The sequence below is a fragment of the Chitinophaga silvisoli genome, assembly GCF_003412465.1.
GTDB lineage: Bacteria > Bacteroidota > Bacteroidia > Chitinophagales > Chitinophagaceae > Chitinophaga > Chitinophaga silvisoli.
On the sequence record NZ_QTJV01000002.1, the window covers coordinates 1 to 26,605 of the forward strand.

Below are 26,605 nucleotides of genomic sequence, written 5' to 3' on the forward strand. Positions count from 1 at the left end.
CAGCTTTGTGTTGTTCATCAGATACGCAATAGCTGTAAATATGTAGTGTGGAAAGACAGAAAAGAGTTTTGTGCTGAGCTGAAGGAGGTTTATGGAGCACCAAATCGGGCAGCGGCGGAGCATGCATTAGCAGCCTGTTCTGATAAATGGGGGGCCAAATACAGACATGCCATTCAATCATGGGAGAACAACTGGGATAATCTTACCAGCTACTTTGACTTCCCAATGGAAATCCGCAAGATCATGTATACCACGAATACCATCGAAAATCTAAACAGGGGCATCCGCAAGTATACTAAGACCAAAGTTCAATTTACGGACGATGCTTCGGCTCAGAAGGCCGTTTACCTGGCTATTATGAACATTGAAAAAAAATGGAGCATGCCACTACATAACTGGGGACTGGTGCTCCATCAATATTTGACTATTTTTGAAAACAGATGTCGGATTTGATCAGTTGACTATGTGTTTACACAATATATTTTATAGTCTCTTAAAACAAAAAAAGCTTGCAGATATTGACTTCTGCAAGCTTTTGTTTGACGTTATCGTCTTTAGTGTCGGGGCGGCAAGATTCGAACTTGCGACCTCCTGCTCCCAAAGCAGGCGCGATAACCGGGCTACGCTACGCCCCGTGCTCCCTTCTTTTCTCTTTCCTCAGTACCATTCTTCGTCGTTGGGGATGCAAAGATAGGAATTGTTACATTCATTCCAAATAATTTTTAAAAAATTCCGAAAAACTTCTTTCCATCCTTCTTCTTCGACGCTTCTTCGACGCTTCTTCGACGCTCCTTCGACGCTTCTTCGACGCTCCTTCGACGCTCCTTCGATACTTCTTCGACGCTCCTTCGACGCTCCTTCGATGCTTCTTCGACGCTTCTTCGATGCTTCTTCGACTCCCCCATTTCCCAAAAATTTATATTTTTACCCCAATCCTGTGAAAAAATGATCGTCAAAACATTCCTCCGCCAACTATTCCTAAGCACCTGTCTGCTGACAGCCCTTACCTCCATCGCACAAAAATCTCCCAAACCTACCCACATCCCCCTCAACCAACGCGAAATCCGCTTCGACGATAACTGGCTCTTCCAAAAAGACTCCCTGCTCACCAACGCCCGCATCGTCCAACTCCCCCACGACTGGAGTATCGAAGACCTCCCTAACCAAAACGACAGCACCATCATCGGCCCCTTCTACAAATACAGCCCGGCTAAAGAACAAGGTGCCTATACCCTCGGCGGTACCGCCTGGTACAAAAAATCCTTTACCCTGCCCGAACTACAAAACCACCACCTCCACATCCGCTTCGACGGCGTTTACATGAACAGCGATGTATGGATCAATGGCCACCACCTCGGCAATCACCCCTATGGCTACACTCCCTTCACCTACGACCTCACTCCCTACCTCTTACCTGCCGGGAAAGTCAACACCATCACCGTAAAGGTTAAAAATGAAGGAATTACATCCCGCTGGTATACAGGTTCCGGCATCTACCGCCATGTATTCCTGGTCAATCTGCCAGAACTACACCTGAATGTTGCCGATATAGCCATCACCTCAAAATCAGATACCATCTCCGTCAACACCCCCATCCCCCAAAATACCAGCCTGCACCTCCGCCTCCTCGATTCCAGCAATAACATCATCGCTGAGTCTAATTCCAATTCCCTCCATATCCCAAACCCTATTCCCTGGTCCCCCGACCACCCATACCTTTATAAAACCGAAATAAGCCTCATTAAAGACAATATCACCCTCGATAAAGTAATTATCCCAACCGGCATCAGAGACATCAAAATTGGCCCTAAAACCGGCCTTTTCATCAACGGTACCCGCACCCTCCTCAAAGGTGCCAACATACACCACGACAACGGCCTCCTCGGTGCCGCCGCCTTCGACCGCGCCGAAGAACGCAAAATAGTACTCCTCAAAGAAAATGGCTTCAATGCCATCCGCACCAGCCACAATCCTCCCTCTCCCAGGTTCCTCGAAGTGTGCGACAGCCTCGGTTTGCTCGTCATCGACGAAGCCTTCGATACCTGGGATGATGAAAAAACACCCGCCGACTACTCCCATTTCTTCCGCGAACACCACATCTCCGACCTCGAAGCCATCGTGCGCCGCGATAGAAATCACCCCTCCGTTATCATGTGGAGTATCGGCAATGAAATCCCTGAAAGAGCAGAATTCAGAGGCATGCTCATTACCAAAGAGCTCATTGCCACCATCAGAAATTTAGATACCACCCGCCCCATCACCGCCGCGTTCAATAATTTTCCTCCCGGCACCCCCACGAAATGGGAAGATGCAGATCCCTCCCTCGCCCTCCTGGACGTAGCAGGATATAACTACATGTGGGACCATTACTTCCTGGACAAAAAAAGAGTGAAAGACAGGGTCATGATGGGTACCGAAACCACCGCCCAGGATTTACAAAATGCCTGGAACCATGTAGAAGGACTCAACTTCGTACTCGGCGATTTTGTCTGGTCCGGCATGGACTACCTTGGAGAAGCCGGCATCGGGCATTCCATTCACGCAGAAAACGATAGCTCACGCCTCACCTGGCCCTGGTTCAACGCATGGTGTGGCGACCTCGATATTACCGGCGAGAAAAAGCCGCAATCTTATTACAGAGATGTCGTGTGGAGAAGAAGTCCTATTGAAATCATGGTGCACGCACCAGATGCTGCCAATGAAAAAACCAGCTACTGGGGCTGGCCGGATGAACTACCCAGGTGGTCATATCCTGATCAGTTGAAAAGACCCATGAAAGTAAGAGTGTTCACAAGGGCTAAATATGTAAAACTGGAACAGAACGGAGAAGTACTGGCTACCCAGGAAACAGCTACCGATCTGACAGCTACTTTTGAAGTAAAGGTAAAACCAGGAACAATTGTAGCCAATGCCCTGGATAGGAATAAAAAGCCAATAGGCGTGAGATACCTGGTATCTACATCTGAACCGGCAGCGATTGCATTACGTGCAGATACAAGCATGATTACAGCAGACCCCGAATCACTGTCATATATCAACGTAGATATAATGGATGCCGAAGGCAATGTAGTCCCTTATGCTGACCTGCCCTTACAAATCAACATCTCCGGACCCGCCACGCTGGCAGGAGCGGGGAGTGGCTGTCCAAATCGCATGGCCAGTTTTCAGCAGTTAAAACTGACCACCTTCAGGGGAAAAGGCTTGATCATTCTGCGGAATACCGGCCATGCAGGAAAGATTAAAGTAGAAGTAAGCGGAGAAAACCTGAAGACAGGTCACATCTCCATCAAAGCAAAATAAAACAGGTAAAAAAAGCTTGTATCAAAAGAGAAATCCCAAGGATGTAATCCGGATTTCAATAATCACCATGTCTTTAAATGACAAGGGCTGAAAATTCCTTAATGTACCACGATCGCATCATCCCCATCATGCATCACTATCGGGTGCTTGATCTGCCTGTGCCCAATCACCAGCAATAACACGGACATAATCGCCGTCCCTGCCATAATCATCGCCATAGGCAATGCCGTATGACTATCAAACAAACTCACCCCCACTGATGCCAGGGCACCTATTCCCATTTGTGTAGCACCCATCAACGCAGCTGCACTACCCGCATGCTTCTTAAATGGCGCTATTGACAACGCCGACGTATTAGGATTCGCAAATCCTACACAACTCAGGAATACAAACAACAACACAATCACCTGCGGCAACTGGTACCATCCCTGGTATTCCCCCACCACAAACAATATTCCCGTCAATGCCTGCGCTACCACCGCCACCTTCACTACCTGGTCACTCCTGTAACGGCGCAATACCCAACTATTCACCTGGCTGGACCCGATCAATCCCACCGACAAACCTGCAAAGATCCACCCATACACCGTTTTATCCAGGTGAAAGATCTCCATAAACACCATCGGCGACCCCGACACATAAGCAAACAAACCTGCAAAAGCAAAAGACCCCGCCAACGTATAAGTATAAAACTGTGGCTCCTTCACCACCGCCACAAAATTGCTGATGATTGGCCCCGGCTTCAGAGACATATTCACATCCGGCTCATAACTCTCCGGCAATAAAAATACACTCGCCAGCAAAATCATCACCCCTAATACACCTAAGATAATAAACACTGAATGCCACCCTAAAGCCAGCGTTACATATCCCCCCACTGTAGGCGCTATCATAGGCGAAGCCCCTACCACCAGCATCAGCAAAGCAAACACCCTTGCATTTTCCTGCACCGGAAATAAATCCCTGACCATCGCAATAGCGGCGACCGCAGCAGCACAACTTCCTATCGCCTGGAAGAAACGCAAGATCACCAAACCCTGTAAACTATGCACCATCGCACAGCCTCCCGAAGTCAGTATATACAAACACAAACCAATGTAAAGTGGCTTCTTCCGGCCAAAACGATCCAACAAAGGACCATATAATAACTGGCCAGCTGAAATACCAATGAAATAACTCGATAAGGAAAGACCAACTTCTGCTGTAGTCACACCCAGATCTTTTGCAATGGAATCAAAACCCGGCAAATACATGTCAATAGAGAATGGGCCTAGTGCTGTCAATGCACCTAAAATAAAAATAAGAAGGGATTTCCCGCGCGACGAGGAGTCCAATGTTTGCATAGCTCGTAATTAAATCACGAAAATAATCTCCTTTCATCGAAAACGCACTTTTATTAAATTACTCTCAATAAAAAAGCTTTTGCAATATTGCAAAAGCTCCTATCAAATGAAAAAATATATTTTCTTACTTAAAGAATCCTCCTGCCGTTGTCATCTTTTCCACCCAGATCCCACATCCTTTCGGCAACACAAACTCACTTACACCTACCCTGTTCACCCGCGGATTCCAATCATACGTGTACCCCATCCTCGTCCAGGGATAATGCGCTGCCCCGGCCGGCAATGGCTGAAAATAAGAAGAAATAATATACCCGTTGAACCAGGCCTTATATTCCTCCGACACGCCCGCCGATAACACCGGACTCGCATGCGTAGTCGTTACATCCGGACTCCCCGCAGGGCGATACAACTTATTCGCCGGTACCCATACCTGCGCAATATACTTATTCCCATTCACCGGCGGCAAACCCAGCATCTGACTCAACCGCAATAAAGTATCCGATGTCGGCCCAAACTGATTCCCCAACCTGTACTTCATCTGGTTGGGAATGAAAAGCCACATCTCTCCCCAGCTATTATTAATCGAATCACCAGGAGGGAAACTATTCGGATACTTCATAAATGTACCCATCAGCACGTATTGCTGCCCGTTAATCGTCTTCCATTGTAATACAGGATTACCGGCCACTATAGCCTGCAAGGTGTCGATAGTTTTAGTGGTGTCTGCGATCATCGCCTGGTTAATGGACCTGTTATAAACTTTGTCCAAAGGTTCATTGCTGTCATACCCATGCTGTGTGGTTTTACAGGCAGCTGCCAGAACAGCTATGAGCACTAAATTGCGAAAGGTTTTCATGTCGGGGTGTAATTTAGTCAAAGTTAACATCACCGGAAATGATATTGTTCACCCTGCCACATATAAATATAGGCCAATGAGTTACGACTAAATCCTGTTAAATGTTAGGTACAAACCCAAACGCCACAAATCATGGGAAGATTTGTAATCCCAACAAAAACAAAAAAGGCTGTCGTACCCATGACAGCCTTTTTAAAACCTATGATAAATACTTCAATATCGCAATCATATCCTCATCACCCAATCCCTCCTTCACCGCCCCATTCAGCGCCTCACTCAAGGTCACGCCCGCCGGCGTATCCATTCCCTGCTCCCTCGCCAGCCTGATATCCTTCGCCAGCAACTTCAATGCAAACGCAGGTGCATAGTTCCCATTGATGATTCCCGGTGTCTTTATCTTCGTAATCCCACTTCCTACACCACCTTCATTAATCAATGGCAACAACTTATCAGGCCCGATCCCATGCTTCTGTGCAAAGATCACAGCCTCCGCCAGCCCCTGCACCGTTATTCCTAAAAATGCATTAATGGCCAGCTTCGCATAATTCCCCGCACCATTCTCACCTAACAAGGTCGCCGATTTCCCCAGACTATCAAACACCGGCTTCGCCCTCTCAAAATCCGCCTCCTTACCACCTACTAATATGATCAGCTGTCTGTCTTCCGCAGGTTTTACACTACCGGATACCGGGGCATCCAGGTAAGCAATCCCTTTCTCTCCCACACGCGCCGCCATCGCCTTCGTTGTATCCGGCGACACCGTACTCATATCAATCGCCAGCAAACCCGCTGGCAAGGGTGCCGCCAGCAACTGATCCCAGATCTCCTGCAATGCCGCATCATCCGATACCATCGTAATGACACAATCTATCTCCTTCACCAAATCCGCAGGCGTAACAGCTACTTTCACCCCCACTTCCTTTGCAAATTCTTCCGCTTTAGATACCGTGCGGTTATACACCGTCACATCAAAGCCTGCCTTTACCAGGTTCTTCACCATAGGTTTCCCCATGTTGCCGAGTCCTGCCCATCCTATTTTCATATATCCGATTTAAAAAAGAAATTGCCGCAAATTACTGCGGCATTCATTTATTGTGCAATTTTTAACTCAGCGGGATTACCCAAAGGCAAAGAGATCACATTTCCTTTTAACTGATGACATAAACCGGTCAGCTCCCTAACAACCGCATCCCTCGTATTATTATAACATTCCAGGTCGCCCTCCCGGGCCTTCTCCAGCGAGAAATAATGCTGCCTTACACTTCTGAATGCCCGCAATAAAGTGAGCGAAATCTGTGGATCCTTGTCCTGGCGAAGGTTGGAAATATGCTTTGTAGTGAGTGTAGATGCAACATCCATTAACATCATCCGCAATTCGAAACAACTGTTTGTATCACGGTAATGTTCTGCCGCTATTCGCTCCTTTATCTGCTGTAACTCAATCATGGTACATATGTATAAAAATTAAAATCAATCAATTTTCAAACCAAGACAGTTCAAGTGAAATATTAACACAATTTATGTACCAATATAACAAATAAAGATAAAATGTCATAAGTTAGGGGAGAAGCTTTTCCACAAGTTGGGGGAATTAAAAAAGCCCCTGCGGAAAGCAAGGGCCTTTTTCTATGCTAAAGCACTTCAATTATTTCAAATAGGAACGCAGGAACCACGCCCACTCCTCATGCTCTTTCAGCACACCTGTCAGGAAATCAGCTGTACCCGTGTCCTTATGCTCATCTTCCACCTTCTCTATGTTCGCACGCACACCACGAATGATGGTCTCATGGTCATCCAGCAAACTTTTGATTTGAGTAGTCTGGTCATTCGTGTATTCTCCTTCCTGCAGATTAGTCAGTTTCAGGTAATCCGCCAGACGGCCTTCCGCATAATGTCCGATCTTACGCACACGCTCCGCTATCTCATCAATCGTTTCAGCTAACTCTGTGTACAGTCTTTCGTACAACTTATGCAGCTCCATAAAACTTGGACTTTCAATATTCCAGTGGTAATTGCGGGTCTTGGCAAATAACACCTGTTCATCTGCCAGTAATTGATTCAAGATAAGGGCAACAGCCTGCGTGTTCTTTTCGCTGATTCCAATATTAGCTTTCATATCAAAATTGTTTATTATTTACTTAATCTTCAATTTTTCAAGCATTTCGGTAGTCAAAGGATCCGCCGACGGGCCATAACCCGATACCAGGATCCCCTTTAAACCATTTTTACACTCAATGGCATATACCGCCGCCTCGTCCGATGGATCAGAATTGCCCTCATACCTATACACATCCACAATACTGAAATCATTCACATGAATCTTCTCCTGTTGTGAAATGATATAATTGTCCTCCAGATTAAAATCAATGGTAAAACCTCTTTTCCTCAAAGCGGCAATAGCATTGGAAACGGTATCATAATGCAATTGGTGTTCCATAATCAGGTCTTTTACTAAGTGAGTGTACATTCTTCCGTAGGAACAGGGGATTCTTCTTTTCAAACAGTATGCTATATTAAGCATTTTTGTTCAAACACAGAAGGCCGCTTCTTAACAGAAACGGCCAATTGTAATCAAGCTCCACTGTATGAATAAAGGAAGGAATGAACATAATTTCAATCAAACAAAGCTAAGTCCCTTAGCTGCTGCTGTCAATTGATAAAACATATTATCTGTTGTACTTTTCGTGGCTTCTCTCTAATTTCTTATCTTTATTGACCACCCCACCAATAAATCCATCTTTTTTTTACCACCCAAATTCTTCCAAGATGGAAACACCCTACATCGACCTCCATTGCCATCCCGCATTGAAACCCTATGGCAAGAGCTTCAGCGTTTCGCCCACACGCAGTAACAGTCCCGATCCAGCCAAACCGAATAGCCTATGGTACTATGACCCACCATCACTGACCGATAAGCTACTCAACTACATCGGCGGACTCACAAAATTCTCCCAGGCCAATGCCACCGCCCTGGCCTATGGCAATGTCCACATTGTATGCCCCTCCCTTTATCCCCTGGAGAAATGGTTTGTGAACAACAAACTAGGTACCGGCAGCGTGTCCGATGTCATCAATGACTTTGCCCTCGGCATCGGCAAGGAACGCATTAACTTTATCCAACAGATCACCGATTACTATTCAGATCTGAAAGATGAATATAACTTCTACCGCCAGCTGCACAACACCGTCGTCAAAGGCCAATACCGCTATGTACTTGTTAAAAACTATACTGAAATAGAATACTGGCAGTCCCGCAATGACGGCATCACCACCATCTGCTTCCTCCTCACGATCGAAGGGCTGCACGTACTCAATACCGGACTTGAAACGGATCCCAACCCTGATGAAGTACTCGCTCACGCTACCGAATTAAAAAACTGGGAATTCAAACCCTTCTTCGTCACCTTCGCCCATCATTTCTGGAACCACCTGTGCGGTCATGCCAAAAGCCTCAGCGGCCTCGTTGCAGATGCCACCGACCAAAGCAAAGGAATCAATACAGGTTTTACCGATCTGGGAAAACAAGTCCTAAGTATCCTGCTCGACAACACGGACAACAAACGCATCCTCATCGACATCAAACATATGAGTGCACTCGCCCGCAGTGAATACATCGACTACCTAAAAGCCAACAATCTCAAAGTCCCCCTCATCATGAGTCATGCCGCAGCCAATGGCCTGCGCTCCAGAACTGAACCCGTAGTAGATATCCTGGAAACAGGGTACAAACTCCTCCAGGAAGACATCAACTTCTACGATGAAGAAATTCTCTACCTCGTACAATCCGATGGTATCATCGGTTTACAACTCGATGAACGCCGCATAGCCAGTGCCGCTACTCTACATGATACTCCACATTCTCTATTCAGGAATAAGATCATGCACTATCGCTCCGCATTACTATGGAACCAGGTACAACACATCGCTGAACTACTCAATGCTCACGGCTTATTTGCATGGAACAACATCGCGATCGGCAGCGACTTCGATGGCATCATCGACCCACTAAATGCATTCTGGACAGAAGAAGAAATTCCTTTCCTCGCTGATTACTTAGAAAGACATGCTTATAATTATATGCAGGGAAGGGGAAGTACAGTATTACAAACTTATAATCAGATTTCACCACATGAAATCATAACCCGCATTTTTTCAGATAATGCACTGCGATTTATAAAGACTTATTTTATATAAAACCCCACTTAGACCGGTTAAGAATTCCAAAGTTTAATCTTAACCGGTTTCTTTTTTTTAGTGTAAAAAAGACCTTTCAATTCACCGCAACAATTCTATCCTTTACCGACAAAACCCGCTTCCAATCACGATTCTAAGATACATTTACAACAGCGACCAACATAAATATTTCATTAAACATCGTGCCATGGAAAGAAAAATCTTCTTGAAAAACACCCTCGCTGCTTTAGGTTTAGCAGCCGTTGCCCCACTGGCAGTATCGTCGTGCGGAAAAGATACCGATACTACCACCAGTACTACTGACGGCACTACTACAGACAGCACCACTACAGGAAGCACAGCTTCCTCCTGCACCCTCACCAGCACAGAAACAGCAGGGCCATATCCTACCAAATCCCCATCTTCCTATGTCAGAAGCAACATCGTTGACGGACAATCCGGTGTACCACTCACAGTGAAAATCACCATTGCTAATACAAAGAACAGTTGTGCTGCACTCTCAGGTGCACTGGTAGACATCTGGCATTGTACCGCCGTAGGCTACTACTCTGAATATGTAGTAAACCCGGGCGGCGGCTACACCAGCGTAGACTATACCTCCTCACACTTCCTCAGAGGCCGGCAAACTACCGATTCCAGCGGCCTGGTTACTTTCACCAGTATCTTCCCCGGCTGGTATTCAGGCAGAGCGCCACACATCCATGTGCATGTATATAATAGCAGCGGTACCTCACTACTCATTACTCAAATCGCATTCCCTACTGACGTTTGTAATACTGTTTACACTACTGCTACCGACTATAAAGCACATGGCACGCAGGATACCTCCAACTCTTCAGATATGGTTTTCAGTGACTCACTAAGCAATGAACTCGCTACCGTAACAGGCAGCGTATCCGCTGGCTATACACTGACACATACCATCTACGTCGCCGCATAAATTCATATAGAGAGGTTGTATCAAAAGTAATTTGATGGTAATTAATAAAAGCAAATTCCCACCATCAGAGATCCGGGTTAAATTCCGGAATTTTACTTTTAATACACCCTCTCTTAATTACAGTAACAATGAAGAATATCCGCCTCATATACCGTAAACTCATCGATGCATCCAACACCAAACCATGGGATCAAATGCTCCTCGAAGGCTCCTGGTACGAATACCTGCTACAGGCACAAACATTCAATCCGGAGAAAAAATATAACACCTTCGCAGAACTGATGGCCCATGTCCCTAATGCTGACAGGCTTCATTTCCTTGTCACTCCCGCCATCATCGGCTACCTCAAACAACTGAATGGAAAAATACCCGATATCACCAACAATATTGGCAAAACATTCCTGCCCTTTAAGAATTTCAAATTTGAAATTGTCAACGCTGATATCACCGACAAAAGCAAACACCAGGTAGCCGTCAACTTCATTTCTGAACCACTCACCTGGCATGATACCATCGGCAACCAACTGCTGGTCACAATTAACAATGAACCGGAAAATAGTGAAACACTCACTGAGATGTTCAGCCTGCAACCATTCCTAAGCATTTATTCTATTCAATCATGATACCACAATCAAAAGGAAAGATGTACCTGTCCGATGAACGGGGGTATAATGAAATGCCCTGGTTCCGTACTTACAATACTTTCAACTTTGGCAGGTATTACAACGAACACAAACAAGCCTTCGGTGCACTCTATGTACTGAATGAAGATGTGCTTGCCGGCGGCAAAGGCTTTCGTATGGAAGTAGAAACACCTTCTGACATTCTCCTCTTACCAATAGTTGGTGCCATCACCTTCTCTACTGATGACGGCCACAATGGCTTGCTGGAAGCGGGCCAGGTACAGGTCTTACACCTCACACCCGGCACTGCATTCGAAGTACGGAATCCATACGAAAATGACCTGGTGAAGTTCCTGCAACTATGGATCAAAGCAGCGGCCACAAAGTCAGCTACATTGACCACTTTCGACCTCAGTCATAAAGATCAGCTTTACACGCTCGTGAATAATGATACCTATACCTTATCTATCGGCAAATTCAATGGGAGGGCAGAAGGTTCCTATCACTTAAAAGATAAAAACAAAGGTGTATTTGTGTTTAATATAGAAGGAGCCTTTGAAGTGCAGTACAGGTTGCTGCATAACGGCGATGGACTTGGATTGTGGGAAGTAGATGAAGTAGAAATAGAAGCCCTGTCCAATGATGCCATCATCCTGCTGCTGGAAGTCGCTATGTAAAAAAAACACCGGCATAAAAAAGCCCCGGGTAATCAGTCCGGGGCCGCATTTCATCACTCTTCCAATTTACCATCTTTATAAGGAGTTTTATTTTATGCATACCTAATTCCTGCCCTATAGCATTTAGAAGAATGTTATCACTAAGATAAAATATTGTTTATCACTGGCTGATGATGCGGATCAGCGTGAACTGTGATAGTCGTAAGGCATTAAAAGAACTTCCTCCCAAAACCCCAGAAGAGTACTCTGACAGGACTAAATGGAATGCCATAATAGAAAAGATAGGCTATTTGCCCCAGCTTTAAAGCTACACTCATCACTATAATCCACAGACCATGCTGACGGGCACTTTCTTCAAATTTATGCACGGTCGTGCCATCGGGCAACTTCCTGTAAGCAGATCGTAGATAGAGCCCAATTCCTACACCGGCCATCGCAACAAGCAGCGCAGCAAGATATCCACCGCAGATGTAGCCAATACCCGGACTTTCAGTTGTCTTCAATTCCGCGATCCTTTTCTCCTGCATCTCTTTCAACTGTGAATCGTTCAGCGAAATACCTCTTTCTGCCAATAATTTTTTGGCCAGCGCATAATCAAACTCTCCCCATTCATCCCTTCTCTTCACCAGGTCCAGCAATTCCCCATCTGTAAATGATAACAGATAATAATCGTCTTCTACCTCCAGTGCATTCAGGTCTACAGCTGCTTCCAGTATGGCATTTGCAGTCAGAAATTTGTCTTGCGGAATCTTTACGAAGTATTGCTGCATGTTCATAGCACCTACAATCGGTGTATCAAAAATCGCTTTACCTTCTTCCATAGAGTTAGGGATGCCGTTCTTCGATAACAGGGCCTGCATAGCAGCAGCCTCTTCGCGGGATTCGAAAATACGGTATGTAGTATACGCTGTCATAATATGACAAAAATAACAATTTATTCTAATTGATCCTTTCCCGCTCCTCCTTCGCGCCACCTTCCTTATGCGTTAATTTCGCCCCGCCAAATGACCTGCTATACGTAAGTTTCATGACAGGAAAGTAAGAAGATTCTGCACTATACACGACCTTCGTTTTTAAATCATGTGCTTCCTCCGCCACCTTTCCAAAATAAAAAGGGATATGCATGCTGGCAAAAATGTCCTCTACTGCAAATTGTATGGTACCCTTACCCAGTTCTTTCTTCACTCCTATATTCACCTCACCAAAACCATCTACTTTCTTCGAACCATCATAAGAAGGGCCCCAGTAGAACCCGGATAATTCTCCGGACCATCCTTTTTGAAATTTAAATTGTTCACTGAAATTCACACTCCCTGTGTAGTATCCTTTCTCTGCCGGCGTACGTGTATAATCCAGCTTAAACTTCCTGTATGCCGCCAACAGAGAGTAACTCATGCTCCACCACTCAGTCACTTTCACTGGTATGCTTGCCTGGAACACCAGGTTATTCTGCCACAACATATTCTGCGAAGACACAATCAACACTGCACTATCCGGAGTCTCCGTCATCTGCCAGCGTACTATAGGGTGATCATCCCTGCTGGCCAGGAGGGTAAACGAATAACCTTTGTAATTATATCCTATCTTGAAGATATTCGTAATAGTGGGCAGTAATGCAGGATTGCCTGATTCATAAGAATTGGGACCGGTATAAGATTTATACGAAGCCAAATCAGTATAAGCAGGCCTGGTAATCCGCTTATTATAAGAAAAGAACAATTCATGCCCACCAGGCAATTGTTTACTAAAAGATACTACCGGGAACAGCTTTCCCATCTTACGCGTCGTCGAAGATAATCGCGTATCTGCATACTCATACCTGCTGCCTAACGTCAATGCAGTCGTAGAATCCAGCTGCCATTTAAAGGAAGCATATGCTGCACTGATGAACTCTTTCATCACACCCTCATTCGTTGCATTGGCACCAGTCACATATTCACCATTCACCAGGCTCCTGATCCCCGATGCACTCTCTGTACGATTATAACTTCCTTTCACACCAGCATCCAGTTTCAGTTGATCATTCAACTGCTTTACATAATCCAGTTTCACTACACCCACCTGGATCAATGAATTGGCATATCCTTCCTGCATAGGCGCAAAAAGGGTATCGTTATTCCCAATCTCCTGTCCCTTCAGGTTTACAAAAGAATTCACTGCTTTACTGGGCCTGTCCAGTGTATAGCGCAGGTAATCCAGGTTCAGTGTCAGGTGCTTTCCCTCAACATAAAAATCTGCAATCGTATTCTTCCATTTCATAAATTCATTGACATCTACATGATTGTACAAAATTGAATCAGGCAATACATTGAACAAGCCACTATTGATATTATGTATATGCGTATGACTATACCCGTACAGCAAACTGGCACCCATATGTTTTGAGTCAAACCCTACCCTGGCTGTATGACTGTTTTCCACAGGTTGCATCACGCCTGTTACATCAGAATAAGTTAATCCACCATACAAAGGTTCCACCGCAGTGCCTATAGCATGCCAGTCCGCATTACTCCTGTTGTGATTATAACTGTAAGAACCATACCATTTATTAAACCCTAATTGCACACTGGTGCCTGCTTTTTCACCCCAGCCATAACCAGCCGTTGCACTGGCATTGCCATTGAAACCAACATGACTGTTTTTCTTTAAAACGATATTGATAAGGCCCGCATCACCTTCAGCATCATACTTCGCCCCCGGTGTAGTAAGCAGTTCAATCTTTTCAACATCGTCTGCACGCATACCGCTCAACAATGCGACTACCTGGGTAACAGGCATCCTTAACAATTTCCCGTTCAACATGACCATCACCCCACTCTTACCATTCATAGAGATACTATTGTTCCTATGATCAATCATGATACCCGGCGCACGCTCCAATACCTCCAACGCCGCACTGCCTTTAGAGATAATACTGCTTTCCACATTCACTACCATGCCCTGTTCCTGTTGCTGGTAAAGCGGTTTACTGCCACGTACTACTACTTCTCCCAATTGCCGGCGATTGGGTTGCAAGACCTGAACACCCAAATTTCCAGCACCCGCTACCGGTACATATAATACCTGGTATCCGATAGCATTCACCCTCAGTAAATATTGTGCCGCAGGTACACCTGCCATCTGAAACGCCCCCTGTTCATCGGAGACAGCCCCCTTGAAAATGCTGCTGTCAGCAGCTTTCATCAAAACAACATTTGCATAAGGAACCGGCATCCCTTGCACATCCTGTAGTTTACCACTTACCTGCGCCATGGCAGACGAGTAACTTGCGATGATATAGCATATCAGAAAAAGACGTTTCATAATGCATGTTTTCAGCAAAAGAATTTAAAATCCTTCCCTCCGAAAAAAGCGTATGACCACCCGCTATAAATAATTGATGAAACGCTATACTTCCATTCATGTATAAGCAACTGCATTTGACCATTTATCCCGGTTATTTCATATAATAACCCCAGCCCCCATGTAGGTTTTTCGTAAATTAGGGATATGGAAAAGCATTGGTTATTTCGTTACAGGCTCTACCATCTGCCATTCTGGGTAATGTATCATTACGCCTGGTGGGTAGTGTCTTATGGCGATCCGCTCAGGGCGGCCAATTCTATCCTCTTTACTCCACATGCAGTGGAGTTTGCCTTCTACGTGGTATTCCAGGCAGTGGCGGTGTACTTCAATCTGTATTACCTAATTCCCCATTTTCTCCAGAAGGGACGAAACCTGGCTTACATCGGCTACCTGGCCCTCACCCTGGTCGCTGCAACCCTGTGTATTGTAGGAGGCTATTATCTCATACCCACCCCCAGGGATCTCTGCTTCTTTGGTTTTGTAGGCAAGGCCCTGCCCAGCACCATCGCCAGTATGACCCTGGCTATGAGTATCAAACTGGCCAAACACTGGATGAAAACAAAAGAACGGCAGCAACTGCTGGAAAAAGAAAAACTGGAAACAGAACTAAGATTCCTCCGCAACCAGTTTAATCCACACTTTCTGTTCAACAGCATTAATTCAATCTTCTTCCTCATTCATAAAAACCCGGATGTTGCAAGCGCCTCACTCGCTAAATTCTCCGAGTTACTACGACATCAGTTGTACGAGTGCAATGATCACCACATTCCCCTCGACAAGGAAATTAACTTCCTTGAAAACTTCATCGAACTGGAAAAACTTCGACAGAATAAAAATACACGTATACAGGTACATTTCACTGACAAACCCGTATCCCATCTGTCTATCGCACCTTTCATCCTGATGACGTTCATCGAGAATGCATTCAAGCATGTATCAGGCAACGAGGCTAACTGGATCAATATTTACCTGGAACTGGAAGAAGAAAACCTGATCTTTATTGTCAGCAATAGTACCACAGGCAAGGTCTCCACGGAGTATAGCGGCATTGGCCTACAAAATGTAAAGAGAAGACTGGACCTTTTATATCCGAATGAATATAGCCTGGAAATTAAGGAATCAACTGATAGTTTTAGCATTCAATTACACCTCTCTTCTTTCGCCGCTAGTACAGTGGAAACACTCCCACTTGCGATTTGAACAGGACCCGCCTCCCCTCATCCACAAATCCGCGAATTACAGGATAAAGTGGCTGTAGTCAGCAAAGGGAACCACCAATAATATGTCCCCTTTTCACATGGCTCCCAAAGCGCTAAACACGCCCACATGAAAAAAAAGGCTCCGCAAAAAATGGAAGCTGTTTTTTTCGCAAGCGATTTATTATCTTGTTGACACTTAAAACCAACAAGATATGATGAGGGCATTGATTCTACTGTTATGTTTTAACTGTATTCAACTTTCCGCACAACAAAAGAACTTCCCCATTACCAGCTACGGCGCTAAAGGTGATGGCAAAACCAACAATACGACCGCTATCCAGGAAGCCATCGACAAAGCAGCTGCTGCAGGCGGTGGAACAGTAGTCATCCCCGCCGGGAAATTCGTGACCGGTGTCATCGCCCTGAAATCAGGCGTGACCCTGCACCTCGCTCCCAATGCCTTCCTCCTCGCTACTACCAGCCGTAAAGACTATGGCCCGGGCAAAGCCTCTGCCCTGATCGTGGCGGACAACCAGCATAATATAGGTATCACCGGGAAAGGTACGATCGATGGCCAGGGAGAACTCCTGCTGAAAGATATCTTCGATATGCTCAAAAAAGGAACCTTAAAAGATAAGGAATGGCAGCACTATAACGAATGGGGCCAAATGCGACCAGAAGAAAACAATCGTCCCAAACTGATTGCATTCACCAATTGCCAGCAGGTAACAGTGAAAAATGTGACTATCAAAGATGGCCTCTGCTGGATCCAGGACTATGTAAGCTGTACAGACATGGTGTTTGACAGCATTAAGGTCATTAGCAACACCTTCCTGAACAACGATGGTATAGACCTGGTAGATTGCAAAAACGTAAAACTCACTAACAGCAGTTTTGATGTAGCCGACGACGGTATTTGCCTTAAATCACACGACACAGCCGGCCTTTGCGAGAACATCTACATTGCAGATTGTAAAGTACGTTCCAGTGCCAGCGGTTTCAAAATGGGCACCGCTTCATGGGGTGGCTTCAAAAACATTATCGTTAAAAATATCTATGTCTACAACACCTTCCGCTCTGCCATCGCCATTGAAACAGTGGATGGCGGAATTGTGGAAAACATTGACATTAGCAATATAACAGCAAAAAATACCGGTAATGCCATCTTCCTTCGTTTAGGCAAGCGCCAGGCACGCCGCGAACCAGGTACCCTCAGCAAAGTGCGGATCTCTAATGTAAAGGCAGAGATCCCAGCTACCAAGCCCGATGCAGGCTATAACATGGAAGGGCCCCGTGAACTATTTGAACACAATACTTTCCCGGCAGGCATTTATGGTATCCCGGGCCATATCATCCAGGATGTGACCCTTGAAAATATAGACATCACCTATGCAGAGAAATCTAAAATGGCAATAGCCAATATGAACGTGGATTCATTGCACCGTATCCCTGAAGCCATCAGCGACTATCCCGAATTTTCTATGTTCAGGGAACTGCCGGCATGGGGTTTCTATGTCAGACATGCAAGTGGCATTACTTTCAAAAATGTAAAGCTGAGCTACACCGGCGAAGAATTCCGTACAGCCTGCATTTTTGATGATGTAAATGGATTGAAATTAGAAAAAGTGAAGATTAATAAGGCAGCCTCCAGGCCACTGATCATATTAAATAATGTAAAGGATCCCGTACTGGACGATCCTTCCTTAACCAGGTAAAAGAAGAGGGGGGTAGCAAAAGTAATAATGCCATCAAATTACTTTTGCTACACCTCCTTCTTTATATAATAAATTCCAATAATCGTTGTCTCGTCACCGTCTGGTTCCCCCAATAAAAAGCATCCATTTCATCCAACCTCGCCATGGAGGCATCTGACTGACTCGCCAGCCACCCCACAAATTCCTCTTTGGAAGAGAAAACCTGCACCTTATCATCCATCACCCCATCCCACAATCCACCATAATAATAAGCGCCATTACGGTATTCCAGTCCCATGCCGCAATAGTCGCGATGACCAAATCCAAAGCTCCGGGATTGCAGGCGGTCCGCTACCTGCCGGGCTAACTCCAACCCATATAGCTCTGTTTTGCTTTCCAGTAAGCGCCGCCAGTTCTCCTGCTGTTTACGAGCTTCCTGCTCTCTTTGTCTCTGAACCTGCTGGGCCTCCATCTGGAGCCGGCCCTTGCTCACCTGCTTATACACAAACTGGTCCATGACCAGGTCCGCCTGCACGATTAACCCACCCAGTTCCGGCTCCTGGAATACATATCTGGATACCAAAGAATCGAGCTTTTTGTCTGTCGGCCAAATCAAAACAGGCTTTCCGTCAGTTCTAATCCCGTTCATGGACAATAAGGCTGGAGCCTGAAACCGGATACTTCCCCGTACACAATGATATTTCTCCAGTACTACCCGGAGCTGAAGGTCTATGGCTGATTGTAATTCTTCTCTGGATGTCATTAAGGATAGCTTTACGAACTTGATGACAATTTACATTTTCTCAGATAAAAATGATTATCAATCATTTTTTCTTTTTATTAAGAAAAAGGAGAAGCTTTTGGGGTAATTTAATATATAAATTAATCATACTACCATCGCGATCCCCCCTCATGAGGTCTCTGATGCATTAACTGTCCGCCCGGTAATAAATCTACCAGTACTTCATATTCTTCTGTTTCAGGTACACCATGCTTCCTCACTATATCAAACTGTAGCAGCCCCAATTCATTATTGATCTTATCCATTACGTCGGCATCCAGCTGCATTGCCTCATCAGGATTCGTTCCACTCATCCGCTTATTAATTTCTTTACAGCTGGCTTTCCCATTTTCATCGATCGTCACTTTCACCACATATTTCTGATTCATTGGGAACAATTCCTTCCAGTTTAAATGGCCCAGGCTAGCAAAAAGCGTATCATAAACATTTACATTGAAATCACATGGCCTTTCTATACCATTCACTATGGGAGTATAGTTATTCACAAGCTCATGGCGTGTTACTATACCTTTCTTACATCTAAACAGTTCTTCCCTGGTAAATTCCTTCCTGTCGATCTTATCTCTCATTACATCTCCACCCTTATTAACCGCCAGCAATCCAGAAAACCAATACGCCGCTACCTTACCATCTTTATAATAATCCGGGAATGCTGCCTGAAGCACCTTATCACTATTCTTGATGTACTTCATACCGGTGAGATATAATTTCCCATCAATCACCTCCCAGTAGCGGCTACCTGCAGTCAGATCATCAGGCTTCACCGTCTTGCCATATAAGTCCAGGGCATGCTGAAACCGGTCTGCTTCCTTTTTGTCCAGGTAATCAAAAGGATAATAATAAAGCGTAGTGGTATCTGCTCCGTTGATAAACAGTTCAGGAGCAATATGGGAGACCCATATATTTGTTGTTTTGGGCATCAGCAGGTATAGGCAGAATAATATCGGGTACATATAACTAAACTACAAAAAAAATACTTCTGCTAAAAGATCATTGATATCTCACACTCTCAGTTCATGCTTTCCCCATATAAAACTCACTTCCTGCACGGCCCCAACGAGAATCCGGTACGTTATCAGGTATAGGGAGAATAAATATGCGTGTATCCTAATGCGATAGCTTCCTTCTACCCCAATATTGTAAATCGTGTTTTTATCCCAGTTCGCTTCCTGCCCACATGGTGCCGGAAATGAAGTAGCCTGGCCATGACATACCTCCTGATCCTTTCATGGGTGAAGTCCACCGGTATACCATAAGGGATATTAACTGATAAGCACCGTTTTTTCAAGGGGCAAAAAAAATCGCTCCTGCCTGAGGCAGGAGCGATGACTATTTTAACTGACCATTTGTCAGTGACCATCCGGTTCAAAATCCAGGGAAACTGAGTTCATACAGAACCGCTTACCTGTAGGTGGAGGACCATCGTCAAAAATATGACCTAAATGTGAGTTACATCTTGCACATTCCACCTCTATCCGTTGCATACCATAAGAGTTATCCTCTTTATAGATTACACTGTTTGGACGATCTGCTTCAAAGAAGCTGGGCCAACCGCAGCTGCTGGCAAACTTGGCATCAGAGCGGAAAAGTTTATTGCCGCATACAGCGCAGTAGTAAGTGCCTTTGGTATCTGCATCCCAGTATTTACCGGTAAAAGCCCTTTCTGTTGCCTGTTCTCTGGCTACCGCATAGAGGTCAGCCGGCAGAATTTTCTTCCATTCTGCATTGCTGACGTTCAGATGGGTCGTGTCTGTGCGTGAATAGTATGGGTTATGCATATCTGATTTGGTTTTACTTTGCTGAGCGCGGCCGGTGCAGCTGAAAAGCATACATAGCAGCATGCTCAGGTATATTGCGTTTCTCATTATAATAGTATTATAATAATAGTAACGAATTTCGGACCAAACAAGATTGCATGACATTTTAGCTACCACCCTTATTTAACAATATTTTAGCCAAACTGCCATAATACGCCATAAGAGCAATAAAGCTTTACTAAACCGGGGAAATGATGGTCTCATACAGCAGCTTCCCCTCATAGTTGATCACCTTAATATTTAACTGCTCTTTGGCCACAGAAAAATACATAAAACCATAATCTGCCGCCTGGAAACGGCTGTATGACAATCCCTCCTTCACCGGGGTAACTTCTGAGCCAGCTCCCGAAATAAAGTGAAGGGTCACCCCACTGCTCTTCAGGTGCTGAAGCGAGTGATCATGACCTGATAGATAGACATTCACCTGGTGCTTCTCCAACACATCTTCTAAAATCTTTCTAATGCCAAGTGTATCATAATTCGTAGTACGGGGACCAGCAGTATACATTGGATGATGACCAACTACCATCTTCCAGCGCACATCCTTGCCTGCGGCAGCCAGGGTTTTGTCAATCCACTCCAGCTGCTTTTCAGGATGCTGCCCTTTTACATGCGGACCGTACTCCGGATTGTCATAAAACTCAGGCAACATAGGGTTCGTATCAATAAAAAGCATCAGCACCCTGCCATCCTTTCCCAGAGAAAACTCCTTGGAATAATAACGCGCCGGCATCTTCCAGCGGCGGCTGATAGTGCTGTAGCGTACCTGGGCATCGGGATCAGACTTATAATCATGATTGCCCAGGATCGGATACCAATCCCATTGCAGGGAAAAATCAGTATAGATGTTTTCAAAGGAATAGTGAAACAAGGGATCGTGTTCACTAATCACACCAGAAGGATAGAAATTATCACCTGTGGATATAATAAACTGATTAGGGTGCTCGCTCGCCCACTTGCCCATTTGCCGGGCTACATGTAATTGATGATCGGCACCATTGCGGCCCCAGTCGCCAATAGCGAGAAACTGTAAGGGATAACTTTCTACCGGGGCAGATGGTGCTGCGTAAGCGCTGAGAGATGATAAAACGGAAGTGCTTAAAACACTAAAAGCTGTCTGTTTAAAAAAAGTCCTTCTTTCCATGCATCCTATTTATAGAGGCTGTAGCAAAAGTAAAATTCCCGGGATTTAATCAGGCTCCCTGTTAAAGAGCGTTTTCTTTTATTGAATGCTAAGTACCATCATATTACTTTTGATACAACCTCTATCCAATTAATAACCTTCGTTCTGAACAAGATTTGCATTTAATACTATCTCAGTAGCCGGAATAGGGAACAATCTTCTGGTAGTCGCCTCACCACCTGTCTTAAAGCCCCAGCTGCCTTCCCACTTACCAAAACGGATCAGGTCATTCCTTCTCCAACCTTCCCATGCCAGCTCACGACCTCTTTCGTCCAGGATATCCTGCAATGTGAGTGATGTCACCGTTGGCGCATTCACCCTTGAACGTACTTTATTAAATAATTCCACCGCAGTAGCAGTACTCCCCCCATTGCGCAACAAAGCCTCCGCCTGCATCAGGTATACATCCGCCAGCCGAAGTACAGGAATGTCATTGTTCTGATAACGGTTCACAGCATTGGGATCAGGATAGAACTTGATCGACCTTGCACCACAGGAAACGCCATTCACCTCCGCACCCACATTCATCGTGGCAGCATCCGTCAATGTAATCTCACGGGTCAGGTTCAGCTGATAACTACCATTCATAATTTTGTTACCGGCAAAGTCATATTGCAAGCCGGATAACCAGGTCGTATCTCTCGCATCGCCCGCCAGGCTAAACAGGTCAAAGAATTCAGGAGATGTACACATCGCATTACTGGGACTGAAATTAAGCCCGTATTTTGCCTTCAGTGTTCCATGCAGTGTATAACGGGTAAAATAGTTGCCCGTTGCCTTATTGGCATCAAACACGGCAACAAAGATAGTTTCATTGTTAGCCGTGTTATCAGGACTAAACAAATTCATATAGCTCTTCTCCAGCGATAAGCCCGATTCATCCATGATCTTTTTGCCATAGGTCACGGCATCATCATACCTGGCAGTACCTGTGTAGTACTCAGCATTCAGGTACAACTTCTGTAACAATGCATACGCCATCCATAAGGTAGGACGACCATAATATTCCAGCGTAACAGTAGACGGTGCACCCAATCCAGGTGCCGCTGCCAGCAATTCACTTTCTATATAGTTAAATATTTCCGCACGGGTAGACTGGGTAGGACTTGCCGTGCTGCCATAAGTCGTGATAGGCACATTACCATACAGGTCCATCATATAGAAATAAAACAATGCACGCATGGTACGGATCTCCGCTGTAAACTGTGTACGCAGTGCACTGGAATCAGCTTTCGACAACAGGTTCAATACCCTGTTACACTCAGAGATACTACTATAACCCCAGTTCCAGGGAGCATCCAGGTCCGAAGAAGTCCAGGTATGCTTATGCCACTTTATGTACGATCCATTGTCATAATAGCTACCATTCCTGTTAGGAATCATCGCCTCATCAGTAGACAATTCTATCACTCTCCAGAAATCAACTGCAAAACTCTGGCTCGACATCTTCTGGTATACAGAACCAGTTGCCGCCACATAGCCTTCCTGTGTATTGGGAATAGTGGTCAGCTGTGATTCAACAGGCACATCCAGCTTGGTACATCCTGCTGCCGCCATCATAAGTGTTGCGGAAATAGCGATATATAATAATGCTTTCATTCTTCAGTTCAGTTTTAAAATGTAACATTCAATCCCAGCAGGAACGTACGGGTCTTAGGATAATAACTGCGGTTATCAATACCCGGAGTCTGACCAGATACATTGATTTCCGGATCAATACCCTTATATTTTGTGATGATGAACAGGTTATTACCCGAAGCATACACACGCAGCTGATAATTCTTTTTAGTAGCAAATGAGTACCCCAATGTCGCATTATCCAGTCTTAGGTAAGAACCACTCTCCACATAACGGCTGGATATGAAATGATCCTTATCGTCATTGATTGATTCAGATAATGTGCTTACGGGCACATTGGTGGTATTGGCATAAATAGGAGCATTCATATCAGCACGGGTGGCATTCAGAATCTGGTTGCCATATACCCCGCGTACAAAGATGTTGAGGTCAAACTGTCCGTAACGGAAAGTATTGTTCCAGCCATAGATCAACTTAGGTTGTGCGGAACCAGTGACACGGAAATTGCTAAATGCGGTACTATCAGTAGAAATGGTACCATCAGCAGCAACGAATGTAGACTTACCAGCTGCATTTTTGCCTGCATACTCCAGGGTATAAAAGGAGCCCAATGGCATCCCCTCTTTGATGATCTGGTAACCATTAATACCTGATTGTCCACGGGCACTGAAGGCAGCTGTGTAAAACTGTGATGCACTGAACAGCTCATTTGAAATAGAGGTAATCTTATTCACATTGTGTGCAAGGATAACAGCGGAGGTCCAGCTGAACTTTCCTGTCTTTACAGGAGTAGTACTCAATGCCAATTCAATACCTTTGTTACTCATTGCACCCACATTCGCTGTCATAGTATTGTACGGATACTGCGTGGTAGATACCGTATAGTCGCCAATCAGGTCAGTCGTATGCTTGTTATACACATCCACACTACCACTCAATTTGTTATTGAACAATACGAAATCCACACCTACGTTAGTCGTTGCAGTACGCTCCCATCTCAGGTCAGGATTATCATTTTGAATAGGAGTGAGAGAATTGATCCACTCCCCGTTATAATAGAAGTAAGAAGACCCGCTACCATAAATCAGTCGGGAAGTATAAGCATTGAAGCCGGTGGAGTTACCTACCACACCATACCCCGCCCGTACCTTCAATACATTTACGAAGTTTACCCCCTTCATAAAACGCTCATTGTGAATATTCCAACCCAGCGATACAGATGGGAAATAACCCCAGCGGTTATTCGCACCAAAAGCTGAAGAACCATCACGACGCAGTGATCCCTGGAACAGGAAGCGACCATCATAATCATAAAATGCCCTGCCATAAAAAGAGATCAGTCGCAGGGTAGATACATAGATATCACCATAGTTAACAGTCGTTCCATTCCCCTGACCCAGGTTATTCCATTTCAGGTCATCGGATACAAAGTTATATCCGCTTACCTGGTACCCATCGCCATTACGATCTTCCTGCCAGCTATAACCACCCAGCAACTTGATGTTGTGCTTATCGAACCTTCTTTCGTAGGTAGCAAAAGATTCCAGTACTTTCTTGGTATTGGAAACATTTGTACGCTGTGCATAACCGGTATAATCCTGGGCCAGCATAGAAGAACTGTTATAATACAGGTCTGTATCATTGCGCTGTCGCTGATAGGAGACAGAGGTGGTGAAGTCCAGGCCTTTCAGGATATTCACAGTAGCAATACCATTTACCAGGAGAATATTGGATTTACTGTGAATCGTATTGTCGTTGATCAAAGCAACCGGGTTGTAATAACCACTCGTGCCTGTAGTACGGGTCCTGTCTTCATAATAACTGCCATCCGCATTTTTCACAGGAACAGTAGGCATATAAGTAAGCATATTGCTCAGCACCTGGCCGGGAATTTGCTTACCATTCGTGATGCTGTTCGTCACATTCATATCCAGCTTCAGGCGATTGTTAAAAGCGCGGTGCTGTAAATTGGTACGTACTACAAAACGATCCATGGCAGAACCTTTAATAATACCTTCATTGTTCAGGTAGTTCACACTCACCCCATAAGCAGAGTTTTGGTTGCTGCCATTGAAAGCAACATTATGGTTGTGAGAAAAACCGGTACGCGTCACTTCTTTCTGCCAGTCTGTATTACTCACCCCATCATCATTGATGGCATCAATGGTAACGTTATTCGCATCCAGGTAAGAACGGAGCTGTGATGCAGATGCCATTTTAATGGTGTTAGAAATTCGTTCAACTGCCCCATAGGTACTATAAGAAAGATGTGATTCCCCCGAACGTACCTTGCGGGTGGTAATAATGATCACACCATTCGCTGCACGGGAACCGTAAATAGATGTGGACACCGCGTCTTTCAGTACTTCCATGCTTTCGATATCCCCAGGAGCCACACTATAAATAGATGCTCCCGGCACCCCATCGATTACATAAAAAGGCTCATAGGCATCCGTACCAGACCTGAAAGAAGAAGGACCACGGAGTATTACAGCGGCATTTTCATTCGGGTTACCACTCCTGGAAATATTCAGACCTGCGACCTTACCCTGCAGCATCTGCACCGGATCACTATACACACCTACATTAAAATCTTCTTTCCTGACGGAGGTCACGGCACCTACCATTTCACTCCGGCTTCTGCTACCATAACCAATTACCACCACATCACTGAGCTGACCATTGTTTTCCTGCATCTTAAATGCAAGTGAAAGCTGGTCATTGGCTTTTACACTATAGCGTTCGCTCACGTGAGTCGTATAACCTATATAGCTTGCTTTGATCACATACCCGGTATCCGCAGGTACCTTTGCAAAGCGGAATAAACCAATAGAATCTGTACGCGTTACTTTAGAAAATGAAGAAGCATTGCGGGTCAGGATGACAGTAGCACCGGGAAGGGGTTCTCCCTTCTCCGTCCTGATCAAACCTTTGATATCTCCCGTTTGGGCAAAAACTTTTAAATGCAGCAATACGGCAAATAAGAGCAGCACCGCATATCGCGGAAACGGTCTTTTTCCTCTAAATGTCATGTTATTCTGTATTTATGTATGA

22 protein-coding genes and 1 tRNA gene are annotated in these 26,605 nt (G+C 45.1%); 8 read left to right on the forward strand and 15 right to left on the reverse strand.

Annotated features, from left to right (window positions below; genetic code table 11):
- Nucleotides 1–453, forward strand: a 453-nt coding sequence (locus DXN04_RS06025; protein WP_147319850.1) for a transposase, incomplete at its 5' end; no start/stop codon positions are given.
- Between the two features lie 107 nt (nt 454–560).
- Here the strand turns inward: DXN04_RS06025 and DXN04_RS06030 are convergent.
- Nucleotides 561–635, reverse strand: a tRNA-Pro gene (locus DXN04_RS06030).
- Nucleotides 636–945: 310 nt separating this feature from the next.
- Between DXN04_RS06030 and DXN04_RS06040 the strand changes: the two genes are divergently transcribed.
- Nucleotides 946–3,300: a glycoside hydrolase family 2 TIM barrel-domain containing protein gene (locus tag DXN04_RS06040; protein ID WP_116852446.1), complete on the forward strand. Its 2,355-nt coding sequence runs from the start codon at nt 946–948 to the stop codon at nt 3,298–3,300.
- A gap of 98 nt (nt 3,301–3,398) precedes the next feature.
- Here DXN04_RS06040 and DXN04_RS06045 read toward each other — a convergent pair whose 3' ends face one another.
- From DXN04_RS06045 to DXN04_RS06070, 6 genes are all read right to left on the reverse strand, one after another.
- Nucleotides 3,399–4,643 (reverse strand): multidrug effflux MFS transporter, encoded by a 1,245-nt coding sequence (locus DXN04_RS06045; protein ID WP_116852447.1) that lies wholly within the window; start codon nt 4,641–4,643, stop codon nt 3,399–3,401.
- A 124-nt stretch (nt 4,644–4,767) separates the two neighbouring features.
- The gene (locus DXN04_RS06050) at nt 4,768–5,499 is read right to left on the reverse strand and encodes a hypothetical protein (protein WP_116852448.1); all 732 of its coding nucleotides are present in this window, start codon (nt 5,497–5,499) and stop codon (nt 4,768–4,770) included.
- Nucleotides 5,500–5,698: 199 nt separating this feature from the next.
- Nucleotides 5,699–6,541, reverse strand: coding sequence for an NAD(P)-dependent oxidoreductase (locus tag DXN04_RS06055; protein WP_116852449.1), 843 nt, complete (start codon nt 6,539–6,541; stop codon nt 5,699–5,701).
- Between the two features lie 47 nt (nt 6,542–6,588).
- Entirely contained in the window at nt 6,589–6,945 is a 357-nt protein-coding gene (locus tag DXN04_RS06060) for a hypothetical protein (protein WP_116852450.1), read from the reverse strand.
- Between the two features lie 199 nt (nt 6,946–7,144).
- The gene (locus DXN04_RS06065) at nt 7,145–7,615 is read right to left on the reverse strand and encodes a Dps family protein (protein WP_116852451.1); all 471 of its coding nucleotides are present in this window, start codon (nt 7,613–7,615) and stop codon (nt 7,145–7,147) included.
- Nucleotides 7,616–7,633: 18 nt separating this feature from the next.
- A complete protein-coding gene (locus DXN04_RS06070) occupies nt 7,634–7,936 on the reverse strand; it encodes a hypothetical protein (protein WP_116853364.1) in 303 nt (100 codons plus the stop codon).
- A gap of 329 nt (nt 7,937–8,265) precedes the next feature.
- On the opposite strand from DXN04_RS06070, the gene DXN04_RS06075 reads away from it, so the two are divergent.
- The 4 genes from DXN04_RS06075 to DXN04_RS06090 all read left to right on the forward strand — a co-directional run bounded on the left by DXN04_RS06075 (nt 8,266) and on the right by DXN04_RS06090 (nt 11,933).
- Nucleotides 8,266–9,693: a membrane dipeptidase gene (locus tag DXN04_RS06075; RefSeq protein WP_116852452.1), complete on the forward strand. Its 1,428-nt coding sequence runs from the start codon at nt 8,266–8,268 to the stop codon at nt 9,691–9,693.
- A 187-nt stretch (nt 9,694–9,880) separates the two neighbouring features.
- The gene (locus DXN04_RS06080) at nt 9,881–10,633 is read left to right on the forward strand and encodes a dioxygenase family protein (RefSeq protein WP_116852453.1); all 753 of its coding nucleotides are present in this window, start codon (nt 9,881–9,883) and stop codon (nt 10,631–10,633) included.
- Nucleotides 10,634–10,761: 128 nt separating this feature from the next.
- Nucleotides 10,762–11,256, forward strand: a complete 495-nt coding sequence (locus tag DXN04_RS06085; protein WP_116852454.1) for a hypothetical protein — start codon at nt 10,762–10,764, stop codon at nt 11,254–11,256.
- Nucleotides 11,253–11,933, forward strand: coding sequence for a pirin family protein (locus DXN04_RS06090; protein ID WP_116852455.1), 681 nt, complete (start codon nt 11,253–11,255; stop codon nt 11,931–11,933). The genes DXN04_RS06085 and DXN04_RS06090 overlap by 4 nt, the downstream gene beginning before the upstream one ends.
- Before the next feature lie 209 nt (nt 11,934–12,142).
- On the opposite strand, the gene DXN04_RS06095 is transcribed toward DXN04_RS06090, so the two are convergent.
- Together DXN04_RS06095 and DXN04_RS06100 are read right to left on the reverse strand one after the other, a co-directional pair.
- A complete protein-coding gene (locus DXN04_RS06095) occupies nt 12,143–12,847 on the reverse strand; it encodes a hypothetical protein (RefSeq protein WP_116852456.1) in 705 nt (234 codons plus the stop codon).
- Between the two features lie 25 nt (nt 12,848–12,872).
- The gene (locus DXN04_RS06100; protein WP_116852457.1) at nt 12,873–15,236 is read right to left on the reverse strand and encodes an outer membrane beta-barrel family protein; all 2,364 of its coding nucleotides are present in this window, start codon (nt 15,234–15,236) and stop codon (nt 12,873–12,875) included.
- Nucleotides 15,237–15,422: 186 nt separating this feature from the next.
- Between DXN04_RS06100 and DXN04_RS06105 the strand changes: the two genes are divergently transcribed.
- Both DXN04_RS06105 and DXN04_RS06110 read left to right on the forward strand, forming a co-directional pair.
- Nucleotides 15,423–16,478, forward strand: coding sequence for a sensor histidine kinase (locus DXN04_RS06105; protein WP_116852458.1), 1,056 nt, complete (start codon nt 15,423–15,425; stop codon nt 16,476–16,478).
- A 211-nt stretch (nt 16,479–16,689) separates the two neighbouring features.
- Nucleotides 16,690–18,192 (forward strand): glycoside hydrolase family 28 protein, encoded by a 1,503-nt coding sequence (locus DXN04_RS06110; RefSeq protein ID WP_116852459.1) that lies wholly within the window; start codon nt 16,690–16,692, stop codon nt 18,190–18,192.
- A 61-nt stretch (nt 18,193–18,253) separates the two neighbouring features.
- Here DXN04_RS06110 and DXN04_RS06115 read toward each other — a convergent pair whose 3' ends face one another.
- The 6 genes from DXN04_RS06115 to DXN04_RS06140 form a co-directional block, all read right to left on the reverse strand.
- Complete coding sequence (locus DXN04_RS06115) at nt 18,254–18,934, reverse strand: hypothetical protein (RefSeq protein ID WP_116852460.1); 681 nt, start codon at nt 18,932–18,934, stop codon at nt 18,254–18,256.
- A gap of 128 nt (nt 18,935–19,062) precedes the next feature.
- On the reverse strand, nt 19,063–19,893 hold the full coding sequence (locus tag DXN04_RS06120; RefSeq protein WP_147319851.1) for a hypothetical protein: 831 nt from the start codon (nt 19,891–19,893) through the stop codon (nt 19,063–19,065).
- A 429-nt stretch (nt 19,894–20,322) separates the two neighbouring features.
- The gene (gene msrB / locus DXN04_RS06125; RefSeq protein WP_116852462.1) at nt 20,323–20,838 is read right to left on the reverse strand and encodes a peptide-methionine (R)-S-oxide reductase MsrB; all 516 of its coding nucleotides are present in this window, start codon (nt 20,836–20,838) and stop codon (nt 20,323–20,325) included.
- A gap of 130 nt (nt 20,839–20,968) precedes the next feature.
- Nucleotides 20,969–21,934 (reverse strand): purple acid phosphatase family protein, encoded by a 966-nt coding sequence (locus DXN04_RS06130; RefSeq protein ID WP_116852463.1) that lies wholly within the window; start codon nt 21,932–21,934, stop codon nt 20,969–20,971.
- 129 nt (nt 21,935–22,063) lie between these two features.
- Nucleotides 22,064–23,572 (reverse strand): RagB/SusD family nutrient uptake outer membrane protein, encoded by a 1,509-nt coding sequence (locus DXN04_RS06135; RefSeq protein WP_116852464.1) that lies wholly within the window; start codon nt 23,570–23,572, stop codon nt 22,064–22,066.
- A 14-nt stretch (nt 23,573–23,586) separates the two neighbouring features.
- Complete coding sequence (locus DXN04_RS06140) at nt 23,587–26,583, reverse strand: SusC/RagA family TonB-linked outer membrane protein (RefSeq protein ID WP_116852465.1); 2,997 nt, start codon at nt 26,581–26,583, stop codon at nt 23,587–23,589.
- Between the last annotated feature and the right edge of the window lie 22 nt (nt 26,584–26,605).